At 74.2% G+C, this 24,380-nt stretch carries 21 protein-coding genes and 2 tRNA genes; 8 read left to right on the top strand and 15 right to left on the bottom strand.

Annotation, left to right across the window (positions count from 1 at the left end):
- The first annotated feature begins 154 nt into the window (after positions 1-154).
- Entirely contained in the window at positions 155-610 is a 456-nt protein-coding gene (locus tag HUT16_RS21440; RefSeq protein WP_176189731.1) for a YwqJ-related putative deaminase, read from the top strand.
- A 92-nt stretch (positions 611-702) separates the two neighbouring features.
- Complete coding sequence (locus HUT16_RS21435) at positions 703-1,173, top strand: SUKH-3 domain-containing protein (protein WP_254897920.1); 471 nt, start codon at positions 703-705, stop codon at positions 1,171-1,173.
- Positions 1,174-1,219: 46 nt separating this feature from the next.
- On the opposite strand, the gene HUT16_RS21430 is transcribed toward HUT16_RS21435, so the two are convergent.
- On the bottom strand, positions 1,220-2,485 hold the full coding sequence (locus tag HUT16_RS21430; RefSeq protein ID WP_176189730.1) for a sensor histidine kinase: 1,266 nt from the start codon (positions 2,483-2,485) through the stop codon (positions 1,220-1,222).
- A 272-nt stretch (positions 2,486-2,757) separates the two neighbouring features.
- Here HUT16_RS21430 and ppc point away from each other — a divergent pair, with 272 nt between their 5' ends.
- On the top strand, positions 2,758-5,514 hold the full coding sequence (ppc, locus tag HUT16_RS21425; RefSeq protein WP_176192790.1) for a phosphoenolpyruvate carboxylase: 2,757 nt from the start codon (positions 2,758-2,760) through the stop codon (positions 5,512-5,514).
- An 81-nt stretch (positions 5,515-5,595) separates the two neighbouring features.
- On the opposite strand, the gene HUT16_RS21420 is transcribed toward ppc, so the two are convergent.
- The 6 genes from HUT16_RS21420 to HUT16_RS21395 all read right to left on the bottom strand — a co-directional run bounded on the left by HUT16_RS21420 (position 5,596) and on the right by HUT16_RS21395 (position 10,315).
- Positions 5,596-5,838 (bottom strand): hypothetical protein, encoded by a 243-nt coding sequence (locus HUT16_RS21420; protein ID WP_176189729.1) that lies wholly within the window; start codon positions 5,836-5,838, stop codon positions 5,596-5,598.
- 151 nt (positions 5,839-5,989) lie between these two features.
- Positions 5,990-6,565 (bottom strand): aminoacyl-tRNA hydrolase, encoded by a 576-nt coding sequence (pth, locus tag HUT16_RS21415; RefSeq protein WP_176189728.1) that lies wholly within the window; start codon positions 6,563-6,565, stop codon positions 5,990-5,992.
- 109 nt (positions 6,566-6,674) lie between these two features.
- Entirely contained in the window at positions 6,675-7,286 is a 612-nt protein-coding gene (locus HUT16_RS21410) for a 50S ribosomal protein L25/general stress protein Ctc (protein ID WP_176189727.1), read from the bottom strand.
- A gap of 254 nt (positions 7,287-7,540) precedes the next feature.
- Complete coding sequence (locus tag HUT16_RS21405) at positions 7,541-8,521, bottom strand: ribose-phosphate diphosphokinase (protein ID WP_176189726.1); 981 nt, start codon at positions 8,519-8,521, stop codon at positions 7,541-7,543.
- A gap of 154 nt (positions 8,522-8,675) precedes the next feature.
- Complete coding sequence (glmU, locus tag HUT16_RS21400) at positions 8,676-10,121, bottom strand: bifunctional UDP-N-acetylglucosamine diphosphorylase/glucosamine-1-phosphate N-acetyltransferase GlmU (protein ID WP_176189725.1); 1,446 nt, start codon at positions 10,119-10,121, stop codon at positions 8,676-8,678.
- A gap of 123 nt (positions 10,122-10,244) precedes the next feature.
- A tRNA-Gln gene (locus HUT16_RS21395) sits at positions 10,245-10,315 on the bottom strand.
- 241 nt (positions 10,316-10,556) lie between these two features.
- Here HUT16_RS21395 and HUT16_RS21390 point away from each other — a divergent pair.
- The 3 genes from HUT16_RS21390 (at position 10,557) to HUT16_RS21380 (ending at position 13,160) form a co-directional block, all read left to right on the top strand.
- Positions 10,557-11,540, top strand: coding sequence for a fatty acid desaturase (locus tag HUT16_RS21390; RefSeq protein WP_176189724.1), 984 nt, complete (start codon positions 10,557-10,559; stop codon positions 11,538-11,540).
- Entirely contained in the window at positions 11,537-12,247 is a 711-nt protein-coding gene (locus HUT16_RS21385) for a TetR/AcrR family transcriptional regulator (protein WP_176189723.1), read from the top strand. Before HUT16_RS21390 ends, HUT16_RS21385 begins: the two co-directional genes overlap by 4 nt.
- 61 nt (positions 12,248-12,308) lie before the next feature.
- A complete protein-coding gene (locus HUT16_RS21380) occupies positions 12,309-13,160 on the top strand; it encodes a DMT family transporter (RefSeq protein ID WP_176189722.1) in 852 nt (283 codons plus the stop codon).
- Between the two features lie 23 nt (positions 13,161-13,183).
- Here HUT16_RS21380 and HUT16_RS21375 read toward each other — a convergent pair whose 3' ends face one another.
- Positions 13,184-13,981, bottom strand: a complete 798-nt coding sequence (locus tag HUT16_RS21375; RefSeq protein ID WP_176192789.1) for a methyltransferase domain-containing protein — start codon at positions 13,979-13,981, stop codon at positions 13,184-13,186.
- Between the two features lie 118 nt (positions 13,982-14,099).
- Here HUT16_RS21375 and HUT16_RS21370 point away from each other — a divergent pair, with 118 nt between their 5' ends.
- Complete coding sequence (locus tag HUT16_RS21370; protein WP_176189721.1) at positions 14,100-14,597, top strand: MarR family winged helix-turn-helix transcriptional regulator; 498 nt, start codon at positions 14,100-14,102, stop codon at positions 14,595-14,597.
- A 16-nt stretch (positions 14,598-14,613) separates the two neighbouring features.
- Here the strand turns inward: HUT16_RS21370 and HUT16_RS21365 are convergent, their stop codons facing one another.
- From HUT16_RS21365 to HUT16_RS21345, 5 genes are all read right to left on the bottom strand, one after another.
- Positions 14,614-16,155 (bottom strand): nucleoside-diphosphate sugar epimerase/dehydratase, encoded by a 1,542-nt coding sequence (locus tag HUT16_RS21365; RefSeq protein WP_176189720.1) that lies wholly within the window; start codon positions 16,153-16,155, stop codon positions 14,614-14,616.
- Positions 16,156-16,212: 57 nt separating this feature from the next.
- Entirely contained in the window at positions 16,213-17,085 is an 873-nt protein-coding gene (locus HUT16_RS21360; RefSeq protein ID WP_176189719.1) for a response regulator transcription factor, read from the bottom strand.
- Between the two features lie 155 nt (positions 17,086-17,240).
- A complete protein-coding gene (gene galE, locus HUT16_RS21355; RefSeq protein WP_176189718.1) occupies positions 17,241-18,200 on the bottom strand; it encodes a UDP-glucose 4-epimerase GalE in 960 nt (319 codons plus the stop codon).
- Between the two features lie 70 nt (positions 18,201-18,270).
- Positions 18,271-18,930, bottom strand: coding sequence for a LuxR C-terminal-related transcriptional regulator (locus HUT16_RS21350; protein WP_176189717.1), 660 nt, complete (start codon positions 18,928-18,930; stop codon positions 18,271-18,273).
- 166 nt (positions 18,931-19,096) lie between these two features.
- Positions 19,097-19,169, bottom strand: a tRNA-Thr gene (locus HUT16_RS21345).
- Between the two features lie 180 nt (positions 19,170-19,349).
- Here HUT16_RS21345 and HUT16_RS21340 point away from each other — a divergent pair.
- Positions 19,350-21,263: an FUSC family protein gene (locus HUT16_RS21340; RefSeq protein WP_176189716.1), complete on the top strand. Its 1,914-nt coding sequence runs from the start codon at positions 19,350-19,352 to the stop codon at positions 21,261-21,263.
- A gap of 237 nt (positions 21,264-21,500) precedes the next feature.
- On the opposite strand, the gene HUT16_RS21335 is transcribed toward HUT16_RS21340, so the two are convergent.
- Both HUT16_RS21335 and HUT16_RS21330 read right to left on the bottom strand, forming a co-directional pair.
- A complete protein-coding gene (locus tag HUT16_RS21335) occupies positions 21,501-23,312 on the bottom strand; it encodes an ABC-F family ATP-binding cassette domain-containing protein (protein ID WP_176189715.1) in 1,812 nt (603 codons plus the stop codon).
- 71 nt (positions 23,313-23,383) lie between these two features.
- On the bottom strand, positions 23,384-24,370 hold the full coding sequence (locus HUT16_RS21330; protein WP_176189714.1) for an aldo/keto reductase: 987 nt from the start codon (positions 24,368-24,370) through the stop codon (positions 23,384-23,386).
- Positions 24,371-24,380: the final 10 nt, after the last annotated feature.

Genomic DNA, 24,380 nt, shown 5'->3' with positions numbered 1-24,380 from the left:
GCGCGGCGCGCCGCGAATCGGTTTGGCAGGCTGGACGCCCTGGGGCGAGGATTCACTGTCAGTGGCTCTCGCTACCCTGCGTGTCCACCGTCCGTCAGCAGACCCCCGGCAGCGGAGAACTGCCGGTGCGCCGCACCAACGCCGAGGAGCAGTCATGGACCAGTCGGGCCCGCCGCCCGTGCTGCGGCACCAGCGCGACAGCCTGCTGCCCGCGGTCGCGGCCGCGCTGTCGCTGCGCGGCGGCGAGGTGCACACCCTGGCCGGGGAGAAGTCGGAGCCGGCGCCGATGCTGCACCCGCTGGTCGGGGAGTTCCTGGCGGCGCTGCCGGTGGAGAAGCGCGAGCGCTTCATGGGCCGCTGCCCGGAGGCGGCGCTGCTGTCCCAGTACCTGGGGCAGGTCGACGCGTCCCGCTCGAAGCGGGCCGCCCGCAAGCCGATGACGGTGCAGGAGGCGCGCAAGGCGCTCAAGGGCGCCCGGATGACCACGCTGCGGATCCGCGAGGAGGGGGACCCGGCGCACGGCACGCACGCGCCGCCCTGCCGCTCCTGCGCCCCGCTGCTGGACCACCTGAACGTGGCCAGCGTCGCGGTCGGCCCGCCCGGCCGCTGAGCGCGCACGGCCCGCAGTCCCCCGTCCCCGACCCACCGGAGCACGCCCTGAACGCCAGCACCGTCCGCACCCAGCCCCGCTTCCCGGCCGACGTGGCCGCCGCGCTCAAGCAGGCCGGCTGGCACCCCGGCCGCTGGGAGATCCGGCAGGCCGAGCAGTGGGCCGACGCCCTGGTCGCGTACGGCGGCCCGCTGGACCCGCAGCACTCGGTGTTCCCGGCCGCGATCGAGGCCTGGGCCGAGTTCGGCGGCCTGGCCTTCGACGTCCCCGGCCCGGGCGACACCCTGGCCCGCACCCCGTTCCTGCTCGACCCGCGCTGCGGCCTGCACGCCCCGCGCACCCTGGCCGACCTCGGCCGCGCCCTGGACGTCCGGCTCGCCCCGCTCGGCGAGGAGCTGTACGGGCAGGCCCTGCTGGCGATCGACGAGCGGGGCCGGGTCTACAGCCTCGACCACACCGGCGAGTGGTACCTCGGCCCCAGCGTGGACCGGGCGATCGGCACCCTGGTGCTGGGCCACGCCCCGCACCGGCTGCGCACCGCGGACGGCCGGGCGGACGGCTGAGCGGACGGCTTCACACCGCGGACGGCTGGGCGGACGGTCGGGCCGGTCAGGCCGGGGGCCCCGCCGGGCGCCGCAGCCGGGACGGCAGCACCGCCTCGACCCGGAACCCGCCGCCGTCCTCCGGCCCGGCGTGGAAGGCGCCGCCGAGCGCCACCACCCGCTCGCGCATCCCGACCAGCCCGTTGCCGCCGCTCGGCAGCGCCACCTGCGCCGCCCCGTCCGGGCACGCGTTGACCACCGACACCCGCACCCCGTTGGGCACGTACGCGAGCAGCACCGACACCCGGGCCCCGCCCGCGTACTTGTGCGCGTTGGTCAGGCCCTCCTGGACCACCCGGTACGCGGTCTGCTCGGCCTCCGCGACGTACTCCCGGCGCTCGCCGCTGACCGTCAGCGCCACCGCCATGCCCGCCACCCGGGACTGCTCGACCAGCTCCGGCAGTTCGGCCAGGCCGCCGACCGGGGCCTCCACCTGCTCCTGCGGCTCGGTCATCCGCAGCACCCCGAGGATCTCCCGCAGCTCGTCCAGCGCCTGCCGGCCGGTCTCGCCGATCAGCTGCGCCGACTGCCGGGCCTTCGCCGGGTCCTTGGGGACGATCCGCTCCACCGCCGCGGCGTGCACCACCATCAGGCTGACCCGGTGCGCGACCACGTCGTGCATCTCCCGGGCGATCCTGGTGCGCTCCTCCGCCCGGGCCCGCCAGGCCCGCTCCCTGGCCTGCTCGGCCAGCAGGGTCAGCTCCGTCTCCAGGCCCTGCGCGCGGTCCTTCAGCGACTCCACCAGGCGCCGCCGCGCCCCCACGTACAGGCCGGTCACCATCGGGGCCACCGCCATGCCGACCGCGACGAACGCCGCGATCACCACGAACACCCAGGTCGGCGGCAACGGGTCGGCGGGCGCCTCGGCGGGCGCGGTCATCGCGAACAGCACCGTCCCGAAGGTCTCCACCATCGCGACCGCCGACAGCACCACCACCCGGGCCCGCCGCAGCGGCCACTCCCAGGTCGCCGCGAGGGTGTACAGCGAGACCACCAGCAGCACCACGCCGAAGAAGCCGGGCACGAACACCAGCGCCACCACCACCGGCACCACCGGCCACCTGCGCCGCACCAGCAGCGACGCCCCGGCGAGCGCCCCCAGCGCCACGCACACCGCCGTCACCGGCAGTCCCCAGCCCAGCCGGTCCCGGACCAGCCCGTACGCCCCGGCGGCGCACTCCAGCCCGGAGACCGCCGCCAGCCCCACGTCCAGCACCGCGCTGCGCCTTCGCGCCCACCACCACGGGCCGTCCCCCGACGGCTTCTCACTCATGACCGACACGATACGCAGTCGCCCCGGGCGGCAGGCGTGCCGACGGGTGCCGTCCCGCGTCCGGCGGGTTCCCGGCCCTCCCCGACCTGTCCGCCATCCGGCCACCTCTCCGTCCTGGCACCCCGTGCCACCTATGCTGTTGCCCGTCGGACAGCGCGGTCCGCACCCGTCACCCGCACCGCGGTGATGTCAGAGCCGTTGCCGAACCCCACCACCACAGGGAGACAGCCGTGACCGCTCCGGTCCCCACTCCGGCGGACAGCCCCTCCGTGATCGCCGACGCGGACGACAACGCCGCGCTGCGTGCGGACATCCGCCGCCTCGGCGATCTGCTCGGGGAGACCCTGGTCCGCCAGGAGGGCCCCGAACTGCTGGGCCTGGTCGAGCAGGTGCGCCTGCTGAGCCGCACCGACGGCGAGGCGACCGCACAGCTGCTGGCGGAGATCGACCTCGACACCGCCGCGAAGCTGGTCCGCGCCTTCTCCACCTACTTCCACCTGGCGAACGTCACCGAGCAGGTGCACCGCGGCCGGGAGTTCGCGGCGCGCCGGGCCCGGGAGGGCTCGCTGCTCTCGCAGACCGTGGACGAGCTGAAGGACGCCGACCCCAAGCACCTGGCGGACACCCTGGCCAACCTCGCGGTGCGCCCGGTGTTCACCGCGCACCCGACCGAGGCGGCCCGCCGCTCGGTGCTGAACAAGCTGCGCCGGGTCGGCGAGCTGCTGGAGCGCATCCACCGCGAGCAGGCCGCCACCGGCCGGGTCGACAGCGCCCGGCAGACCTCGGCCCGCCGCCAGGCCGACCGCCGCCTGGCCGAGGTGATCGACCTGCTCTGGCAGACCGACGAGCTGCGGATCGCCCGCCCGGAGCCCACCGACGAGGCCCGCAACGCCGTCTACTACCTGGACGAGCTGTACCGCGACGCCGTCCCGGAGGTGCTGGAGGAGCTGCACGAGGAGCTGGCCCGGGTCGGCCTGACGCTGCCCGAGGGCGTGCGCCCGCTGACCTTCGGCACCTGGATCGGCGGCGACCGCGACGGCAACCCGAACGTCACCCCGCGGGTCACCTGGGACGTGCTCAACCTCCAGCACGAGTACGGCATCAAGGACGCCCTGGAGGCGGTCGACGACCTGCGCGCCTCGCTCTCCACCTCGGTGCGGCTGGCCGGGGCCTCGGAGGAGCTGCTCGCCTCGCTGGACGCCGACCTGGCGCACCTGCCGGAGCTGAGCCCGCGCTACAAGCGGATGAACGCCGAGGAGCCGTACCGGCTGAAGGCCACCTGCATCCGGATCAAGCTGGAGAACACCCGCGACCGGCTGGCCGCCGGCACCCCGCCCACCCCGGGCCGCGACTACGTCGGCACCCGGGACCTGCTGGCCGACCTGCGGCTGATCCAGGACTCGCTGCGGGCCCACCGCGGCGGCCTGATCGCCGACGGCCGGCTGGCCCGGGCGATCCGCACCATCGAGGCGTTCGGCCTGCAGCTGGCCACCATGGACGTGCGCGAGCACGCCGAGGCGCACCACCACGCGCTGGGCCAGCTCTTCGACCGGCTCGGCGAGGAGGCCTGGCGCTACACCGACATGCCGCGCGAGTATCGCCAGCGCCTGCTGTCCAAGGAGATGCGCTCGCGCCGCCCGCTGGCCCCGACCCCGGCCCCGCTGGACGCCGCGGGCGCCAAGACGCTGGGCGTGTTCACCACCATCCGCGAGGGCTTCGAGCGCTTCGGCGACGAGATCGTCGAGTCGTACATCATCTCGATGTGCCAGGGCGCGGACGACGTGTTCGCGGCCGCGGTGCTGGCCCGCGAGGCCGGCCTGATCGACCTGCACGCGGGCATCGCCAAGATCGGCATCGTGCCGCTGCTGGAGACCACCGACGAGCTCCAGGAGGCCGACCGGATCCTGGACGAGATGCTCTCCGACCCGTCGTACCGGCTGCTGGTGTCGCTGCGCGGCGACATCCAGGAGGTCATGCTCGGCTACTCGGACTCCTCGAAGTTCGGCGGCATCACCACCTCGCAGTGGGAGATCCACCGCGCCCAGCGCCGGCTGCGCGACGTCGCGCACCGCTACGGCATCCGGCTGCGGCTCTTCCACGGCCGCGGCGGCACCGTCGGCCGCGGCGGCGGCCCCTCGCACGAGGCGATCCTCGCCCAGCCGTGGGGCACCCTGGAGGGCGAGATCAAGGTCACCGAGCAGGGCGAGGTGATCTCCGACAAGTACCTGCTGCCCTCGCTGGCCCGGGAGAACCTGGAGCTGACCCTCTCCGCCACGCTGGCCGCGTCCGCGCTGCACACCGCGCCCCGCCAGGCCCCCGAGGAGCTGGCCCGCTGGGACGCCGCGATGGACCAGGTCTCCGAGGCCGCGCACACCGCGTACCGCGCGCTGGTCGAGCAGGAGGACCTGCCGAAGTACTTCTTCGCCGCGACGCCGGTCGACCAGCTGGCCTCGCTGCACCTGGGCTCCCGCCCGTCCCGCCGCCCCGACAGCGGCGCCGGCCTGGACGGCCTGCGGGCCATCCCGTGGGTGTTCGGCTGGACGCAGTCCCGGCAGATCGTGCCCGGCTGGTACGGCGTGGGCTCCGGCCTGGCGGCGGCCCGCGAGGCCGGCCTGACGGACGTGCTCGACGAGATGCACGCCAACTGGCACTTCTTCCGCAACTTCCTGTCCAACGTCGCCATGACGCTGGCCAAGACGGACCTGCGGATCGCCCGCCACTACGTGGAGCAGCTGGTCCCGGCCGAGCTGCACCACATCTTCGACCAGATCGTCGCCGAGCACGACCTCACCCTGCGCGAGGTGCTGCGGCTGACCGGCGAGTCGGAGCTGCTGGAGCACAACGAGGTCCTCAAGCAGACCTTCACCGTGCGCGACGCCTACCTCGACCCGATCTCCTACCTCCAGGTCGCGCTGCTGCGCCGGCAGCGCGAGGAGGTCGCGGCCGGCCGCCCGGAGGACCCGCTGCGCGCCCGCGCGCTGCTGCTCACCGTGAACGGCATCGCGGCGGGCCTGCGCAACACCGGCTGATCCGGCCCGCACCGGGAACGGCGGCGGCCCGCCCCCTCGTCATCGAGGGGGCGGGCCGCCGCCGTTCGTCGTCCCCGCCGTTCAGGCCCGCTTGCGCTTGCGCAGCCAGGCCGCGGCCCCGCCCGCCACCACGACCAGGCCGCCGCCGACGGCGTACGCGCCGGCCGCGCCGACGGAGCCGGTGGGCGGGGCGAGCCGGGCGGCGGCGGGCTCGGGAACGGGGCTGGGCTCGGCGGCCGCAGCGGCCTGCCCCGCCCATCCTCCGGCGGCCAGGCACAGTACGGTGCCGCCGACGACCTTGCCCACGCGCTTCGACCGGATCACGGTCCATACCCCCATAGACGGCACTTCAATCCTTGCTGTACCGGCTTCGACGGTATCCGATCCCGCGCGGTTTCTGACCCCAGGTCAGCTTCCTCCGGGCAAGCGTTGCATGAACGTTGTGTACGGAGAGCAGTCAGCGGCCCGGCGGGGATCAGGAGTTGTAGTTCTGCTGGGCCCGCTCCAGGCCGTCGGAGAGCAGCGCCTCGACCGCGTCGGCGGCCCGGTCGACGAACCAGTCGAGGTCCTTGCGCTCGGTGGAGGAGAAGTCCTTGAGCACGAAGTCGGCGACCTCCATCCGGCCGGGCGGGCGGCCGATCCCGCAGCGGACCCGGTGGTAGTCGGGGCCGAGCGACTTGGTGAGCGACTTGAGCCCGTTGTGGCCGTTGTCGCCGCCGCCGGTCTTCAGCCGCAGCGCCGCGTAGTCGAGGTCGAGCTCGTCGTGGACGGCGACGACCGCCGAGGTCGGCACCTTGTAGAAGTCGCGCAGCGCGGTGACCGGGCCGCCCGAGAGGTTCATGAAGCTCATCGGCTCGGCGAGGACGACCCGCCGGCCGGCCAGCCGCCCCTCGGCGACCTGGGCGCGGCTCTTGTGGGCCTTGAACCGGGCGCCGATGCGCTGGGCCAGCAGCTCGACCACCATGAAGCCGATGTTGTGCCGGTTGCGGGCGTACTCCTTGCCCGGGTTGCCGAGGCCCACCACCAGCCAGGGGCCGTCGTACTCGCTCATGCCGCTCCTCACGCGGGTGTTCTCCGTACCGTCACATCATCCCGGACACGCCGCTGCCCCGGCCGTCCGCGCACGGGGCGGGACGGCCGGGGCAGCGAAGCGGCGGTGATCAGGCCTCGACGGCCTCGGCGGCGGCAGCCTCGGTCTCGGCCTCGGCAGCCTCCTCCTCGGTGGCCTCGGGGGCCTGGGCGCCGATGACCTGCAGCACGACGGCGTCGGCCTCGACGGCCAGCGAGACGCCGGAGGGCAGGGCGATGTCGCCGGCGGTGATGGAGGCGCCGGCCTCCAGGCCCTCGACCGAGACGGTGACCGACTCGGGCAGGTGGGTGGCCTCGGCCTCGATCGGGAGGGCGTTCAGCACGTTCTCGATCAGGTTGCCGCCGGGGGCCAGCTCGCCCTCGGTGTGGACCGGGATCTCGACGGTGACCTTCTCGCCGCGCTTGACCAGCAGCAGGTCGACGTGCTCGATGGAGCGCTTGATGGCCTCGCGCTGCACGGCCTTCGGCAGCACGAACTCGTCCTTGCCGTCGATCGGGACGACCAGCAGGGCGTTCGGGGTCTTGAGGGCCATCATCAGGTCGTGGCCGGGCAGGTTCAGGTGCACCGGGGCGTGGCCGTGGCCGTAGACGACACCGGGGACGAAGCCGGCGCGACGGGCACGACGGGCGGCACCCTTGCCGAACTCGGTGCGGGCTTCGGCGGCAAGGCGGATCTCGGACACGGCTGCACTCCTCGTGAAGCGAAGGGGTGCAGGAACGACAGAACCGCCGGGCCACACCCTCAAGTGTTGGGGGGACGCTCGGCGGTTCGATCAAGGCGCATCGTTCTCGCGCGTCGATCACGGAGCACCAGAAGGGCATCCCTCGCCGAGCAGTCTCCCAAGACTAACCGGGGTGTGGCACGGACGTGAAATCGGCCCCCCGCTCCGGGCGGAGCGGGGGGCCGATTTCACGCCCGGCGGGGCCTGACGGCGGGTCAGTGCACGCCCTCGAAGAGGCTGGTGACCGAGCCGTCCTCGAACACCTCGCGCACCGCGGCGGCGATCGACGGGGCGATCGACAGGGTGGTGATCTTGTCCAGCTGGAGCTGGGCCGGGGTCGGCAGGGTGTTGGTGAAGACGAACTCGCTGACCCGGGAGTTCTTCAGCCGGTCCGCGGCGGGGCCGGAGAGCACCCCGTGGGTGGCGGCGACGATGACGTCGGCCGCACCGGCGTCGAACAGCGCGTCGGCGGCGGCGCAGATGGTGCCGGCGGTGTCGATCATGTCGTCGACCAGGACGCAGACCCGGTCCTTGACGTCACCGACCACCTCGGCGGACAGGATGGTGTTGGCCTGCGACATGTCGCGGCGCTTGTGGATGATCGCCAGCGGGGCGCCGAGCCGGTCGCACCACTGGTCGGCGACCTTCACGCGGCCGGCGTCCGGGGAGACGATGGTCAGCTTGGAGCGGTCCGGGACGCGGTCGCCCACGTAGTCGGCCAGCATCGGCAGCGCGAACAGGTGGTCCACCGGGCCGTCGAAGAAGCCCTGGATCTGCGCGGTGTGCAGGTCCACCGCCATCAGCCGGTCGGCCCCGGCCTGGCGCAGCAGGTCGGCGACCAGGCGGGCCGAGATGGGCTCGCGGCCGAGGTGCTTCTTGTCCTGCCGGGCGTAGCCGTAGAACGGGAGGATCGCGGTGATGCTGCGGGCCGACGCGCGCTTGAGCGCGTCGATCATGATCAGCTGCTCCATGATCCACTGGTTGATCGGAGCCGTGTGGCTCTGGATCACGAAGCAGTCGGCGCCGCGGGCGGATTCCAGGAAGCGGACGTAGATCTCGCCGTTGGCGAAGTCCAGGGCCTTGGTCGGGACGAGTTCGGTGCCCAGTTCGCGGGCGACCTCCTCGGCAAGTCCGTGGTGGGCACGGCCGGAAAAGAGTTTGAGCTTCTTCTCACCGGAGGTCGTGATCCCGCTCACTGCACCGTCTCCTCGTGTATTGCCACTCTGGGTGAGTACGCCGAGGCACGGCCGAACAGGCCCGATGGCGCACGTGTGTACTTCAGGTTACGCGCCCCGGGCCGCGGCCGGTGGCCGGGGACCACTCCGCAAGATCCCCGGCCGCACCGTCCGACTACTGCGTCCCACCCGCCTCGGCGGCCGCGCGGGCCGAGGCCGAACCCGGCCGCTTCCGCTCAACCCAGCCCGCGATGTTGCGCTGCTGGGCCCGCGCGACGCCCAGCGAACCGGCCGGGACGTCGTTGGTGATCACCGATCCGGCGGCCGTGTAGGCCCCGTCACCGACCGTCACCGGGGCGATGAACATGTTGTCGGAACCCGTGCGGCAGTGGGCCCCGATGACCGTCCGGTGCTTGTTCACCCCGTCGTAGTTCACTGTGACGGACGCCGCACCGACGTTGGTGCCCTCGCCGATGGTCGCGTCCCCGATGTACGACAGGTGCGGGACCTTCGCCCCCTCGCCGAGCTCGGAGTTCTTGATCTCCACGTAGGTGCCGGCCTTCGCCCCCCGGGCCAGCTTCGTGCCGGGCCGCAGGTACGCGTACGGGCCGACGGTGGCCTCCGGGCCGATCTCGGCCCGGTCGGCCGTGGTGTTGCTCACACGGGCGCCCGCGCCGACCGAGGTGGCGGTCAGCGTGCTGTTCGGGCCGACCTCGCAGCCCTCGCCGAGGTGGCTGGCGCCGTGCAGCTGGGTGTTGGGGTGGACCAGCGCGTCCGGCTCGTAGGTCACCTGCACGTCGAACCAGGTGGAGGCCGGGTCGACCACCGTGACGCCGGCCCGCATCGCGTCGGCCAGCAGCCGGTCGTTGAGCAGCCGGCGGGCCTCGGCCAGCTGCACCCGGTCGTTGATGCCGACGATCTCCCGGTGGTCGGCGGCCAGCACCGCGCCGACCCGGTGGCCCTCGCGGCGCAGGATGCCCAGGGTGTCGGTCAGGTACTCCTCGCCCTGCACGTTGTCGGTGCCGACCAGCGACAGGGCCAGCGCCAGCAGCTTGGCGTCGAAGGCGAACACCCCGGAGTTGATCTCGTCCACGGCGAGTTGCTCGGCGGTGGCGTCCTTGTGCTCGACGATCGCGGCGACCGCGCCGTCCGGGCCGCGCAGGATCCGGCCGTAGCCGGTCGGGTCGGGGACGCGGGCGGTCAGCACGGTGACGCCGTTGCCCTGCTCGGCGTGCGCGGCGGCCAGCGCGGCCAGGGTGGCGCCGGTGAGCAGCGGGGCGTCGCCGGTGGTGACCAGCACGGTGCCGTCCAGCTCCACGCCGTCGGCGGCGAGCGCCTGCAGCGCGGTGCGCACGGCGTGGCCGGTGCCGTTCTGCTCGGTCTGGACGACCGGGCGGGCGGCCGGGTGGTGCTCGGCCAGGTGCGCCTGGACCAGCTCGCGCCGGTGGCCGACCACCACGACCAGCTGACCGGGCGTCAACTCCTCGGCCGCGCTGACCGCGTGGCCCACCAGGGAGCGGCCGCAGATCTCGTGCAGCACCTTCGGCAGTGCCCTGGACTTCATCCGGGTGCCGCCCCCGGCGGCGAGCACGATCACGGCGGCGGGCTGGTTGGCACTCACGCGGGAGGACTCCTCGGTCGATGCGGGGTTGAGGGCGCACCGAGGATACCCAGAGGAGACCGGCGGAAAGGGAACGGAAACGGTCCGAAAGGGTCGGGCCGGTCGGAAACCGGCCGGAACGGGCTCCGCCGCTAGGATTCGAACCCAGACAAAGGCCTCCAAAGGGCCCTGTGCTGCCATTACACCACGGCGGAAAGGGCGCGTCGCGCGCCCAGCACAGCCTACGGGTTGACGGCCCGTTGCTCCACCACCTTCGGCGAAGGCACACGAACGACGCCCCGCCCCCGGGCCGCCGACCGGCCGGGGTCCGGGGGGAGAACAGTGCGACACGTCCGCCCGCGGGCCTTCCGCTTGACCGGGCCCGGTACCTACGATGCCGTAGGTTACGGCCACGTAGGTACTCGCAGGCCCCCTCCACACCCCCCGGGAAGCGCCATGACCATCCAGGCCGGGCAGGCGCCGCCGCGCGCCGCCGAGGACGACCGGACCGCCGCCGAACAGGGCGCGACCATACTGTCCGCCACCAGGGGCGGCGAGAAGCAGGGCGCGCTGGAGCGCGTCACGCTGTCCCTGTTCATCGCCGTGCCGTTCCTCGCCCTGTTCGCCGCCGTCCCGGTGGCCTGGGGGTGGGGGCTGTCCTGGCTGGACGCCGGCCTCGCGGTCGGCATGTACTTCCTGACCTGCCACGGCATCACCGTCGGCTACCACCGCTACTTCACCCACGGCGCGTTCAAGGCCAACCGGCCGCTGCGGCTGGGCCTGGCGGTGCTCGGCTCGATGGCCGTCGAGGGCCCGCTGGTGCGCTGGGTCGCCGACCACCGCAAGCACCACCGCTACTCCGACAAGGACGGCGACCCGCACTCGCCCTGGCGCTACGGCGAGAACCTGCCGGCGCTGCTCAAGGGCCTGTGGTGGGCGCACATGGGCTGGCTGTTCGACGAGGAGCAGACCCCGCAGCTCACCTACGCGCCCGACCTGGTCCGCGACCCGGCGATAAGGGCGATCTCCCGGCTGTTCTGGCTGTGGACGCTGCTCTCGATGGCCCTGCCGCCGCTGGTCGGCGGCCTGGTGACCTGGAGCTGGCAGGGCGCGCTGAGCGCCTTCTTCTGGGGCTCGCTGGTCCGGGTCGCGCTGCTGCACCACGTCACCTGGTCGATCAACTCGATCTGCCACGCGGTGGGTTCGCGCCCGTTCAAGTCCCGCGACCGCTCCGGCAACGTGTGGTGGCTGGCCGTGCTGTCCTGCGGCGAGTCCTGGCACAACCTGCACCACGCCGACCCCACCTCGGCCCGGCACGGCGTGCTGCGCGGCCAGGTCGACTCCTCCGCCCGGCTCATCCGCTGGTTCGAACGGGCGGGCTGGGCGCACGACGTCCGCTGGCCCGGCGCGGAGCGGATCGCCGCCCGCCGCGCCGCATGAGTCAGCGCCTACAGCATGATGGAGGGGTGAACGGGACCAACGGAGACAGCACCGGCCATCAGCCCGCGCGCCGCACCGGGGGCAAGGGCGGCGGCCGGGTGCGGATGACCGGCAAGCAGCGCCGCGAGCAGCTGCTGGAGATCGGCCGGTCGGTCTTCGCCGAACGCGGCTACGACGGCACCTCGGTCGAGGAGATCGCCGAACGCGCCGGGGTCTCCAAGCCCGTCGTGTACGAGCACTTCGGCGGCAAGGAGGGGCTGTACGCGGTGGTCGTCGACCGCGAGATGCAGCTGCTGCTCGACATGGTCACCGGCGCGCTCACCGGCGGGCACTCCCGCGAGCTGCTGGAGCAGGCCGCGTTCGCGCTGATGGACTACATCGACACCTCCACCGACGGCTTCAAGATCCTGGTCCGGGACTCGCCGGTGACCCAGGCCACCGGCTCGTTCGCCTCGCTGATCGGCGACATCGCCACCCAGGTCGAGGACATCCTCGGCCTGGAGTTCAAGTCCCGGGGCTTCGACGCCAGGCTGGCGCCGATGTACTCGCAGATGCTGGTCGGCATGGTGGCGCTGACCGGCCAGTGGTGGCTGGAAGTGCGCAAGCCCGCCAAGGCTGAGGTCGCCGCCCACCTGGTCAACCTCGCCTGGCACGGCCTGGAGGGCCTGGAGCGGCACCCCAAGCTGGTCGGCGACCGCAAGAACTGACCGCGGCCCGGTCCCCGCCACCGGGGGCAGCCGGGCCGGCACGCACGACAGGGACGGTCCCGTGGCGGTCTTCCTGCTGGCCCTCGGCGCCGCCTGCTGCCTGGGCGCCGGATTCGTCCTGCAGCAGCACGCCGCCCAGCGCGCGCCCAGCGGGGACCTGCTGCGCTGGCGGCTGCTGCTGGACCTGATGCGGATGCCGGACTGGCTGCTCGGCATCGCCTTCATGATCGGCGGCCAGGTGCTCTCCGCGCTCGCCCTCGGCGAGGGCGAGGTCGCCCTGGTGGAGCCGCTGCTGGCCACCAACCTGGTCTGGGCGATGCTGCTGGCCCGCCGGATCACCGGCACCCGGCTGGGCCGCTCCGGCTGGGTCGGCGTCGCGCTGATCGCCCTCGGCGTCACCGCGTTCATCGCCGCCGGCCAGCCCCGGGGCGGCGGGCCCGCCGCCGGGCCGCTGCGGTACTGGCTGGTGTTCGGGATCGTCTCCGGCCTGGCCCTGCTGCTGGTCACGGTGGCCCGCCGGCTGCCGCTGTTCGAGGAGGCCACCCTGCTGGCGCTGGCCGCCGGGCTGCTCTACGGGCTGCAGGACGCGCTCACCCGCACCACCTTCGACCGGATCGACCGGGACGGGGCGGCGGCCGCGCTGACCGCCTGGCCGGCGTACACCGTGCTCGGGCTGGGCGTGATCGGCCTGCTGCTGGTGCAGTCCGCGTTCGAGGCGGCGCCGCTGCGGATGTCGCTGCCCGCCCTCACCGCCGCCCAGCCGCTGGCCGGGATCGCCTGCGCGGTGGGCTTCCTCGGCGACCGGCTGCGGGTCACCCCGGGGGCGCTGGCCTGGCAGAGCGCCGGGCTGGCCGCGATCGTGGTGGGCGTGGTCGTGCTGGGCCGCCACCCGGCGCTGCCCGGCGCGAAGTGACCGCCCGTCAGCGCTCCACCGCTTCAGCGCTTCACCGCGACGGCGAAGACCCGGCGGAACGGGAACAGCGTGCCGTGCCCGGTCGCCGGGTACGCCCGGCGCAGCAGCGCCCCGTACTCGGCCAGGAACTCCGTGCGCTCCGCCTCCCCGGGCAGCCGGTCCAGCACCGGGCGCAGGGTGGAGCCCTTGACCCACTCCAGCACCGGGTCGGGGCCGGGCAGCACCATCGTGTACGTGCTCTCCCAGACGTCCGCGGTGCAGCCGGCCGCCATCAGCGTCCGGGCGTAGCGCTCCGGCGGGTGGCAGGAGGCGTCCGGGCGGACGGTGCCCAGGCGCCCGCGCCAGTGCGGGGCGCGGCGCAGGTCGGCGAGCAGGGTGTGGCTGGGGGCGGCGAAGTTGCCGGGCAGCTGGAAGGCGATCACCCCGCCGGGGCGCAGCGCGGCCGCCCAGCGCGGCAGCAGGTCGAGGTGGTCCGCGGTGTCGGTGTCCATCCAGTGCAGCGCGGCGTTGGAGGCGATCAGGTCGGGCCGCTCGGGCGCCGGGTCGTACGCGGTGACGTCCTGCTCCCGGTACTCGGCGGTGGGCTCGCCCCCGGCGCCGCGGGCCTCGGCGAGCAGCTCGGGCGAGGAGTCCAGCCCGAGCAGCCGGGCGTCCGGCCAGCGGCGGCGCAGGGCGGCGGTGGAGTTGCCCGGTCCGCAGCCGAGGTCCAGCACGGTGGGGGCCGGGGGCAGTCCGGGGACGCGCGCGAGCAGGTCGTCGAACGGGCGGTTCCGCAGGTCGGCGTAGCGCAGGTACTGGTCGGCGTCCCAGTGGGCGGGCATGGCGCGGCTCCCGAAGTATCTCGACATCAAGATATTCCTGTTACCGCCGAGACTTCCTTTGTTATCTCTTGATGTCAAGAGACTTCACATCGACACACCCCCCGATACACTGATCGCCATGGAGGACGAGGTCGACCGCCTGGTCGCAGCATGGCGCCGAGAGCGCCCCGACCTCGACGTGGAACCGCTTGAGGTCCTCAGTCGGGTGAGCCGTCTCGCCCGCCACCTGGACCGGGCCCGCCGCACCGCCTTCGCCGAGCACGGCCTGGAACCCTGGGAGTTCGACGTCCTCACCGCGCTGCGCCGCGCCGGGGACCCGTACCAGCTCTCCCCCGGCCAGCTCCTCACCCAGACCCTGGTCACCTCGGGCACCATGACCAACCGGATCGACCGCCTCACCGCCAAGGGCCTGGTCGTCCGCCTCCCCGACCCCGACGACCGCCGCGGCGTGCTGGTCCGCCTCACCGACGCCGGCCGCGACAAGGCCGACCAGGCCCTGGCCGGCCTCCTCGCCCACGAGCGCGAGATCCTCTCCCAGCTCGCCCCCGCCCGGCAGACCGAACTCGCCGCCCTCCTGCGCGACCTGGTCGCCCCCTTCGACCGCGCCGGGCAGTGACCGCCGGGGGCCCGCCCTAGAAGCCGTCCGGGTACGGGGTCGCCAGGGCCGGGGCCTTGGTGCGGGCGGTCTGGTAGCCGGGGAGGAGGGCCGCGAGGCGCTCGCGGACCTCGGGGTCGGAGTTGACGGTGGCGGCGCCGTAGAGGCCGGTGAGGCCGCCCGCCAGGTCCTCGGGGACGGTGGCGTGGTCGGCGACGGTGGCGAAGATCCGGGGGTGGGCGGTGGGCAGGCGCTCCTCGTTGTCGGAGAACAGGGCCTCGTTGAGCTTCTCCCCGGCCCGCAGGCCGGTGTAGCGGATCTCCACCTCGTCCGCGCCGAGCTGGACCTGCTCGGCGAAGTTGTGCACCAGGTCGACGATCCGGACCGGCTCGCCCATGTCGAGGACGAACACCTCGCCGCCCTCGGCCATCCGCCCGGCCTCCAGGACCAGGCCGACCGCCTCCTCGATGGTCATGAAGAAGCGGGTGACGTCGGGGTGGGTGACGGTCACCGGGCCGCCGCTGCGCAGCTGCTCCTCCAGTACGGACAGCAGCGAGCCGCGCGAGCCGAGGACGTTGCCGAAGCGGACGGCGGCGAAGACGCCGGTGCCGAGGTTGCGGGCGTCCCGGGCGTTGGCCTGGACGATCAGCTCGGCCAGCCGCTTGCTCGCGCCGAGCACGGACGTCGGGTCGGCGGCCTTGTCGGTGGAGATCAGCACGAACCGTTCGACGCCGGTGTCGAGCGCGGCCTCCACCAGGTGGTCGGTGCCCAGCACGTTGGACTTCACCGCCTCGCTGGGGTGGCGCTCCAGCAGCGGCAGGTGCTTGTGCGCGGCGGCGTGGAAGACCACGTCGGGCCGCAGGTCGCGGAAGATCTGCTGGATCCGCGGGCGGTCCCGGATGTCGGCGATCACCAGGGACTCGTCGGTGAGCAGCGCCTCGCCCCAGATGTCGAGCTGGAGCCGGTGCAGGTTGGACTCGTCGTGGTCGAGCATGTAGAGCGCGGCGGGCCCGAACGCCTGGACCTGGCGGCACAGTTCGCTGCCGATCGAACCGCCCGCGCCGGTGACCAGGACGCGCCGGCCCTCGATGACGGTGCGCACGTCCGGGGAGGCCACGTGGACCTCGTGCCGGCCGATCAGCCGGTTGACGTCCAGGGTCCGCATGTCGGAGCCGACCACCTCGCGGCGCAGCGCGGACAGGAAGGACGGCAGGTAGCGGACGGCCGCGCCGGCGGCGGCCGCGGCGGTGGCGAGCTCGCGCACCCGCTGGTGCGGCAAGCCGGGGATGGCCAGCACCACGACCTGGACGCCGTGGGCGAGGGCCAGCGCGGTGAGGTCGGCGAGCGGCCCCAGGACGGGGCTGCCGGAGACGTCCAGGCCGGCCTTGCCGGGGTCGTCGTCCAGGACGCCGACCGGATGGAGGCCGAACTCCGGGGTCCGGTCCAGGTCGCGGACCAGGGCGGTCCCGGCGGAGCCGGCTCCGACGACCAGGGTGCGCAGGCCGGTCGAGCCGGCCCGCTGGGCGGGCAGCGGGGTGCGGGCCCCGTGCGGGCGTGCGGCAGTGCGGTGCGTCGGCATCTGACCTCCGGTCTACCTGACTCACGGAGTGGAACGTACGGGAAGGGCGGGGCTCGTTCAGCCCGCGCCGGGGCCTGCGGCAGAGGCGACGGTCGGCGGGGGGACGGGGACGGGCGGCCCGGGCGGCTCCGAGGGGGCGATCCCCGCCCGGCGGGCGACCGCGACCGCCGCGAGCGTGGAGTGCACCCCCAGTTTGCCCAGGACGTTCTGCATGTGGGTGCGGACGGTGTGCGGGGAGAGGAACAGCCGCTCCGCGACGGCCTGCCGGCCGAGGCCGGCGACCATGCAGCGCAGCACCTCCTCCTCGCGGGGGGTGAGCGCGGCGACCAGGCGCTCGCTCTCCGAGCGGTCCCGGCGGGCCGAGGTCAGTTCGCGGATCACGCCGGTGAGCAGCGCGGGCGGCAGGTGCGTCTCGTCGCGCCGGACACCGCGCACCACCGTCATCAGCGCGCTGAGCGAGCTCTCGCGCGCCACCCAGCCGTGCGCCCCGGCCTGCAGGGCGCGGGCGGCCCGCTGCGGGTCGTCGGCGGCGGCCAGCAGGACGGCCCGCACCTGCGGGTGGGCCCGCCGGATCCGGGCGACCAGGGCGATCCCGTCGGTCAGCGGCCGGGCCTCCTCGGCCCGCCCCGCCGGAGCCTGACGCATCGTCAACTGCGGCTGCGCCGGCCGCTGCTGCGGCACCGGCGAGGCGGGCCGGGGCGCGGGTAACGCGGCCGGGTCGCGGGCCGGCGGCACGGCGCCCAGGTCGACGTCGACCAGCACCACGTCGTACGGGCGGTGTTCGGTCACCGCCCGTTCCAGTGCGCGTTCGGCCGCCACCGCGCTGCCCGCCGCCCCGACGTCCACGTCGGGTTCGGCGGCCAGTGCCGTGGCGAGCGCCTCGGCGAAGATCCGGTGGCCGTCGACCACCAGGACGCGTGTACGCCCCATCGTCCTTGCCCCCCTGCTCGTGGCCCGACCCCCACCGGTGCCGCACTCAGCCTACGGGCGCGCGCCGGTACGGCGTGGGGGTTTGGTGAAGTTCCTGTACACAGGGTCTTCGGGGGTCGGTCCGGGCCCGCCCGTCGTGGCGGAGGCGGGGCTGGTCAGGCGCGGTGGGCGAGGGTGAACTCCCAGGCGTCGGCGACGATCCGGTCGAGGTCGGGGTGGCGCGGGGTCCAGCCGAGGGCCTCGCGGGCGCGGTCGGCGGCGGCGACCAGGACGGCCGGGTCGCCCGGGCGGCGGTCGGCGACCTGGACGGGGATCTCCCGGCCGGTGACGCGCCTGACGGACTCGATGACCTCGCGCACCGAGAAGCCGGTGCCGTTGCCGAGGTTGCAGATCAGGTGCTCGCCGGGCCGGGCGGCGGCCAGCGCCAGCAGGTGGGCCTCGGCGAGGTCGGCGATGTGGATGTAGTCGCGGATGCAGGTGCCGTCGGGGGTGGGGTAGTCCTCGCCGAAGACCGCGATGTGCGGGCGCTGCCCGAGCGCGGCCTGGAAGACCAGCGGGATCAGGTGCGACTCCGGCTCGTGCCGCTCGCCGTAGCGGCCGTAGGCGCCGGCCACGTTGAAGTAGCGCAGGCTCACCGCCGCCAGGCCGTGCGCGATCGCCTCGGAGGTGATCAGGTGGTCCACGGCCAGCTTGGTGGCGCCGTAGGCGTTGGTCGGCGAGGTCCGCGCACTCTCCTTGATCGGCACCTGTTCCGGCTCCCCGTACACCGCCGCCGTCGAGGAGAACACCAGCCTGCCCACCCCCGCCTTGCGCATCGCCGTCACCAGTTCGAGCGAACCGGCCACGTTGTTGCGCCAGTACTTCTCCGGGTCCGCCACCGACTCCCCCCCCTGCGAGGACGCCGCGAAGTGCAGCACCGCGTCGAAGGAGGAATCCAGCACCCCGGCCGCGTCCTGGATCCGCCCCCGGACGAACTCCGCCCCCTCCGGCACCCCCTCCGCGAACCCGGTCGACAGGTCGTCCAGCACCGTCACCCGGTGGCCCGCCTCCAGCAGGTGCGCCGCCACCACGCTCCCGACGTAACCGGCTCCGCCCGTGACCAGGTACTTGCCCATGCCCTCTGACCTCCACGACTTTCGGGTGTTCCTCGTCCGGAGCATAGGGCACCCGGCTGAACGCCCCCGGTCAGGCCAGTTGGTCCAGCAGCCCGGTCCGGGCGGCCAGTGCGGCGGCCTCCAGCCGGGAGCGCGCGCCCAGTTTGGTCAGCACCCGCTGGACGTGCGTGCGGGCGGTGGACGGGGCGATCCGCATCGCCGCGGCGATCGCCGCGGTGTCCTCGCCGTCCGCGATCCGGGCCAGCACCTGGACCTCCCGCCTGGTCAGCAGCCGCAGCAGCCGCAGCGCCTCGTCGTCCGGCTCGGCGGCCGGCCACAGCAGGTGCTCGAACGCGGCCCGCAGCACGTCCACCGCGACCGCCACCTCCCCGACCCGGACCCGCGCGATCGCCCGGTCCACCACCTCGATCCGCTCGTCGCTGCGCACGTACCCGGCCGCCCCCGCCGCGAACGCCGCCGCCACCCGGCCCGGCGCGCCCAGCGGCCCCAGCACCACCACCGCGATCTCCGGCCGCTCCCGGCGCAGCCGCCGCAGCGGCTCGAACGGGTCCTCCGCGCCGCCGCCCGTCCCGAGCAGGCACACCTCCGGCCGCCGCCCCGCCACCAGCTCCAGGACGGACCCGCACGGCGACCCGATCCCCAGCACCCGGTGCCCGCGCTGCTGCAGGGCGGACCCCAGCGCCTCGGCCATCAGCCGGTGGTCGTCCACCACCACGAGCCGTGCGCTCATCCCGCGCCCTTCCCTCCCCGGCCAGACAGACGCACCATCAGAGCGCACAATCGCCGGGCCCGCCAGAGCACCTCCGGAAGCGGAGTCCGGAAACCGCCGGGAGCGGGGAAACGCGGGGCCCGGAAACGCGGAAGGCCCCGCCTCGCGGCGGGGCCTTCCCGATCTGAGCCCCCATGCGGAATCGAACCGCAGACCTTCTCCTTACCATGGAGACGCTCTACCGACTGAGCTATAGGGGCTTGTTGCTCCGGGCGCCTGGCGGCTCCCCTTGCGACGAGGAAGACTTTACATGCTCGGCCGACCCCATGGGAAATCGGCTTCCTCCAGGTCGGAGGGCTAAACTGCCCGAGAAGACCCGATCTGCCGTGCAATGTCGCCCAGCAGCCGCGAACTCCCGTGCAGCGAAGGCGCGTGATCCTGTGTCAGCCCCCGGCCGCAGCCCCGCTTCCGGCGACCCCTCCGCCTGGTGGGCGCTGGCCCTGCGGCCGACCAGGCCGGTGGTGCCGCGGGCGCTGGTGGTGCGGGCGGCGCTGGGGATGGCGGTGCCGCTCGGGGCGGGGCTGGTGTGCGGGCGGCTGGCGCTGGGGGTGTTCGCGGCGCTGGGCGCGATGCACGCGACGATGAACGACCGGGTGGAGCCGCTGCGGCTGCGGGCGCCGCGGATCGCGCTGGCGCTGGCCGCGTCGACGGCCGGCATGCTGATCGGCGCGGAGCTGCAGTACCGGGGCGCGGGCGGGCTGGAGATCGGGGTGGCGCTGACCCTGGTGGGCTTCGCGGGCGGGGCGCTGTCGGCGACCGGGCCGCGCGGCTCGGCGGCCGGGATGCTGCTGCTGGTGTCGGCCTCGCTGGGCGGCGGGATGGCGCTGCCGCACCCGTGGTGGGCGGCGCCCGCGATGATGCCGTGCGGCGCGGCGCTGGTGCTGCTGATGGGGGTGCGCTACCGCACCGACCTGCGCACCGATCCGCGCACGGTGGCCCTGGCGGAGGTCTACCTGGCGCTCGGCGGCCTGCTCGCCGCCCTCGGCACCCCGGACGGCGCGGCCGCCCGCCGGCTGCTCACCGGCCGACTCAACCAGATGCAGGACCTGCTGCCGCCGCCCCGCCCCGGGCGCCGCGAGCCGGAGAAGGTGCGCCGGCTGCGCCGCTCGTACGAGGCCGCGCTGGGCGCGACCGAGGCGGCGGCGGGGCTGCTGTGGGCGTGGCGGCCGGTGCCGCCGGAGCTGGCGGCGTTCCCGGCCCGGCTGGCCGCGCAGATCACCGGCGGCCCCGAGCCCGGGTACCCCGACTGGCGGCCCGACACCCCGTCCCGGACGGCGTTCGACACCGCGCTGCGGGCCGCCGCCGACACCGTCGCGGGCCGCTGGGCGCCGCTGGACACCGCCGCCCCGCCGCCGCCCGACCCGTGGCGGCTGCGGGTGCGGCTGCTGTCGCGCGGCTCGGTGCGCTACGGGCTGCGGGTGGCGCTGTGCGTGGCGGTCGCCGAGGCGGCGGTCAACCTGCTTCCGCTGGACCGCAGTTACTGGGTGCCGATGACGGTGGCGTTCGTCCTGAAGCCGGACTTGGGCTCGGTGTTCCAGCGGGCGGTCAGCCGGGCGCTGGGCACCGTGCTGGGCATCGCGGTCACCGCGGTGCTGCTGGCGCTGACCACCGACCCCTGGGCGCTGAGCCTGGCCATCTCGCTGTGCGTGGCGCTGCTGCCGTACTCGACGGCCGCGCACTACGGGCTGAACACCATCGTGATGACGCCGGTGGCGCTGCTGCTGGTGCAGCTCGGCGGGGAGAGCGGCGCGGCCGAGTTCTGGCCGCGGGTGCTGGACACCGCGCTGGCCAGCGGCATCGTGCTGGTCTTCGGCTACCTGCTGTGGCCGGAGCGGCCGCCGCACCGGATCGAGCCGGGCATCGTCACCGCCGCCACCACCGTGCGCCGCTACCTGGCCTCGGTGGTGGCCGGGCGCTCCGCGCCGGTCGCCGAGGTGTGGCTGCGCCGCACCGCGTACCGGGCGCTGGCCGACGCCCGCCGGCAGGTGGACCTCGGCCTGGCCGAGCCGCCGCCGGCCGGGCGGCTCGCCGAGCGCTGGATGCCCACCACCGCCGCGCTGGAGCGGCTCTCCGGCGCGGTCGCCGCGTACGCCGCCCAGCTGCGGTACGGCGGGCGGGAGCCCGAGCCGGAGGTGATCGAACGGGTGCTGCGCTCGCTGGACCGGATCACCGCCGCCGCCCGCGACTACCGGCCGCCGACCGGCCGGATCGCCCGGCCGACCGAGCCGCACGACCCGGCCCGCAGCGCGCTGGCCCGGGCCGCCGACGAGCTCGACCTGCTGCTGGACGGCTGACCGGCCCGGGCGGGCGGGCGGGCCCTGGTCGCCCGGCCAGGGCCCGAGCTGGGCCACCGGAGCCGAGCGGGCGGCCGAAGTCCCGCCGGACGGCCGGGGCCCGAGCGGAGCTGCTGCGGTCCGCCGGACATCCGAGGCCCGGGCCCGAGCGGCCGAGGCCCGACCGAGCGGCCGAGCCGAAGTCCCCGCCGGGCGGCCACGGCCCCGCCGGGCGACAGCGGCCCCGGCCCGGGCGGCTCAGACCTGCTCGGCCAGCTCCAGCCAGCTCAGCTCCAGCTCCTCCTTCTCCTCGCGGACCTTGCGCAGCTTCGCGTCCAGCTCGGCGACCTTGGAGAAGTCGGCGGCGTGCTCGGCCAGTTGGGCGTGCAGCTTGGACTCCTGCTCGTCCAGCTTGGCGATCTGCCGCTCCAGCTTCTGCAGCTCCTTCTTGGCCGCCCGCAGGTCGCCCCCGGACAGCCCGGAGGTCTCGGCGGGGGCCGGGGCCTGTACGGCGGCGCTCGCGGCGGCGGCCTCCGCCATCGCGGTGCGGCGCTCCAGGTACTCGTCGACGCCGCCCGGCAGCATCCGCATCCGGCGGTCGCCGAGCAGCGCGTACGCGGTGTCGGTGGTGCGCTCGATGAAGAACCGGTCGTGGCTGATCACCACCATCGAGCCGGGCCAGCCGTCGAGCACGTCCTCCAGCTGGTTGAGCGTCTCGATGTCGAGGTCGTTGGTGGGCTCGTCGAGGAACAGCACGTTCGGCTCGTCCATCAGCAGCCGCAGCAGCTGGAGCCGGCGCCGCTCGCCGCCGGACAGGTCGCCGACCGGCGTCCACTGCTTGTCCTTGCCGAAGCCGAACTGCTCGCACAGCTGCCCGGCGCTCATCTCCCGGCCCTTGCCCAGGTCGACCCGGCCGCGGACCTGCTCGACGGCCTGCAGCACCCGGGTGGCCGGGTCCAGCTCGGCGACCTCCTGCGAGAGGTACGCGAGGCGGACGGTCTTGCCCACCTTGATCACGCCGCCGGCCGGCTGCACGTCGCCCTCGGTGGCGTACGCGGCCTGCATCGCCCGCAGCAGCGAGGTCTTGCCCGCGCCGTTGACGCCCAGCAGGCCGATCCGGTCGCCCGGGCCGAGCTGCCAGGTCAGCCGCTCCAGCAGCAGCTTGTCGCCCGCCTTGACGGTCACGTCCTCCAGGTCGAAGACGGTGCGGCCCAGGCGGGCGTTGGCGAACTTCATCAGCTCGGACTTGTCGCGCGGCTCCGGCACGTCCGCGATCAGGGCGTTGGCGGCCTCGATCCGGTAGCGCGGCTTGGAGGTGCGGGCGGGGGCGCCGCGGCGCAGCCAGGCCAGCTCCTTGCGGGCCAGGTTCTGCCGCTTCTGCTCCTCGGTGGCCTCGATCCGGGAGCGCTCGGCGCGGGCGAACACGTAGTCCGAGTAGCCGCCCTCGTACTCGCGGACCTCGCCGCGCTGGACGTCCCACATCCGGGTGCAGACCTGGTCCAGGAACCAGCGGTCGTGGGTGACGCAGACCAGCGCGGAGCGGCGGTTCTGCAGGTGCTTGGCCAGCCAGGCGATGCCCTCGACGTCGAGGTGGTTGGTGGGCTCGTCCAGCACGACCAGGTCGGGCTCGCCGAGCAGCAGCTTGGCCAGCGCGATCCGGCGGCGCTCGCCGCCGGAGAGCGGGCCGATCACGGTGTCCAGGCCGTTCGGGAAGCCCGGCAGGTCGAGGCCGCCGAACAGGCCCTGGACGATGTCGCGGATGCGGGCGTCGCCGAGCCACTCGTGGTCGGCCCGGCCGGCGATCACCTCGTGCCGGATGGTGGCCTCCGGGTCCAGCGAGTCGTGCTGGGTCAGCACCGCCAGCTGGAGCCCGCCGGAGTGGGTGATCCGCCCGGTGTCGGGCTCCTCCAGCTTGGCGAGCATCCGGATCAGCGTCGTCTTGCCGTCACCGTTGCGGCCCACCACACCGATCCGGTCGCCCTCGCTGACGCCGAGGCTCACCCCGTCCAGCAGGGCCCTGGTGCCGTACACCTTGGTGACGGACTCGATGGTGGCGAGGTTGACGGCCACGAAGCTGCACTCCTGAGGAAGGGGCTGGAACGAGCCTCCAGCCTAGTGCCGTGCGCGCCCCCGCTTCCGTCCTACCGGGCTCCGTCCAGCAACGCGCGCTGCTCGGCGGTCAGTTCCAGGTCCAGCGCGGCCAGGCTCTCGTCCAGCTGGGCCACCGAGGAGGCGCCGACCAGGGGGATGACCGGCAGTTCGCCGCCGAGCAGCCAGGCCAGCACGACCTGGTTGCGGGTGGCGCCGGTCTCCGCGGCGACGGCTTCGAGCGCGGCGAGGCGAGGCGCGGTGCCGGCGTGGTCGAAGGACGGGCCGAGCGGCTTGTCCTCCCGGACGTAGCCGCCGCCGAGCAGCGGGGAGTAGGCGACCATGGTCAGCTCCGGGTTCTCCTTGAGGTAGGAGATCAGGTCGCCGTGCACGGCGGCCTGGTCGCCGTCGGCGGAGAGGAAGCCGGGCAGGTCGGCGCGGCGGCGCAGGTAGCTGTGGCCGTACTGGAGCACCTCGTAGCCGGGGAGCCCGGCCCGCTCGGCGATGTTCCGGGCCCGCTCGACCCGCCAGGACCAGTGGTTGGAGACGCCGAGCAGGCCGACCGTCCCCTCGTCGACGAGCTCGCCGAACGCGTGCACCGTCTCGGCCAGCGGGACCTTCGTGTCCTCGATGTGCGCGTACAGCAGGTCGAGCTTCTCCACGCCCAGGCGCTTGCGGCTGGCCTCCGAGGAGGCCCGGATCACCTCCGCCGACAGGCCCTCGCCGTTCTCGACGAACCCGGTGCCGGGGGCCTTCGGACGGGCGCCGAGCTTGGTCGCGATCACCACCTCGTCGGTGATCCCGCGGCTGGCCCGCCACCGGCCGAGCACGTTCTCGCTGATGCCGCCCTGGCCGCCGTCGTGCCAGTACGCGTAGTTGTTGGAGGTGTCGATGAAGGTGCCGCCCGCCTCGACGAAGCGGTCCAGCACGGCGAAGGAGGTGGCTTCGTCGGTGAGCGTGCCGAACAGCATCGCCCCGAGGCTGAGCACGCTGACCTCGCGACGGGTGCGCGGGTCGGTTCCGATGGTGCGCTTGCGCATCCGGGTTCCC

The sequence above is a fragment of the Kitasatospora sp. NA04385 genome, from assembly GCF_013364235.1.
In the GTDB taxonomy this organism is placed as follows: Bacteria; Actinomycetota; Actinomycetes; order Streptomycetales; family Streptomycetaceae; genus Kitasatospora.
Note: the sequence above shows the minus strand (reverse complement) of the source record. Positions and strands in the feature narration are given on the sequence as shown.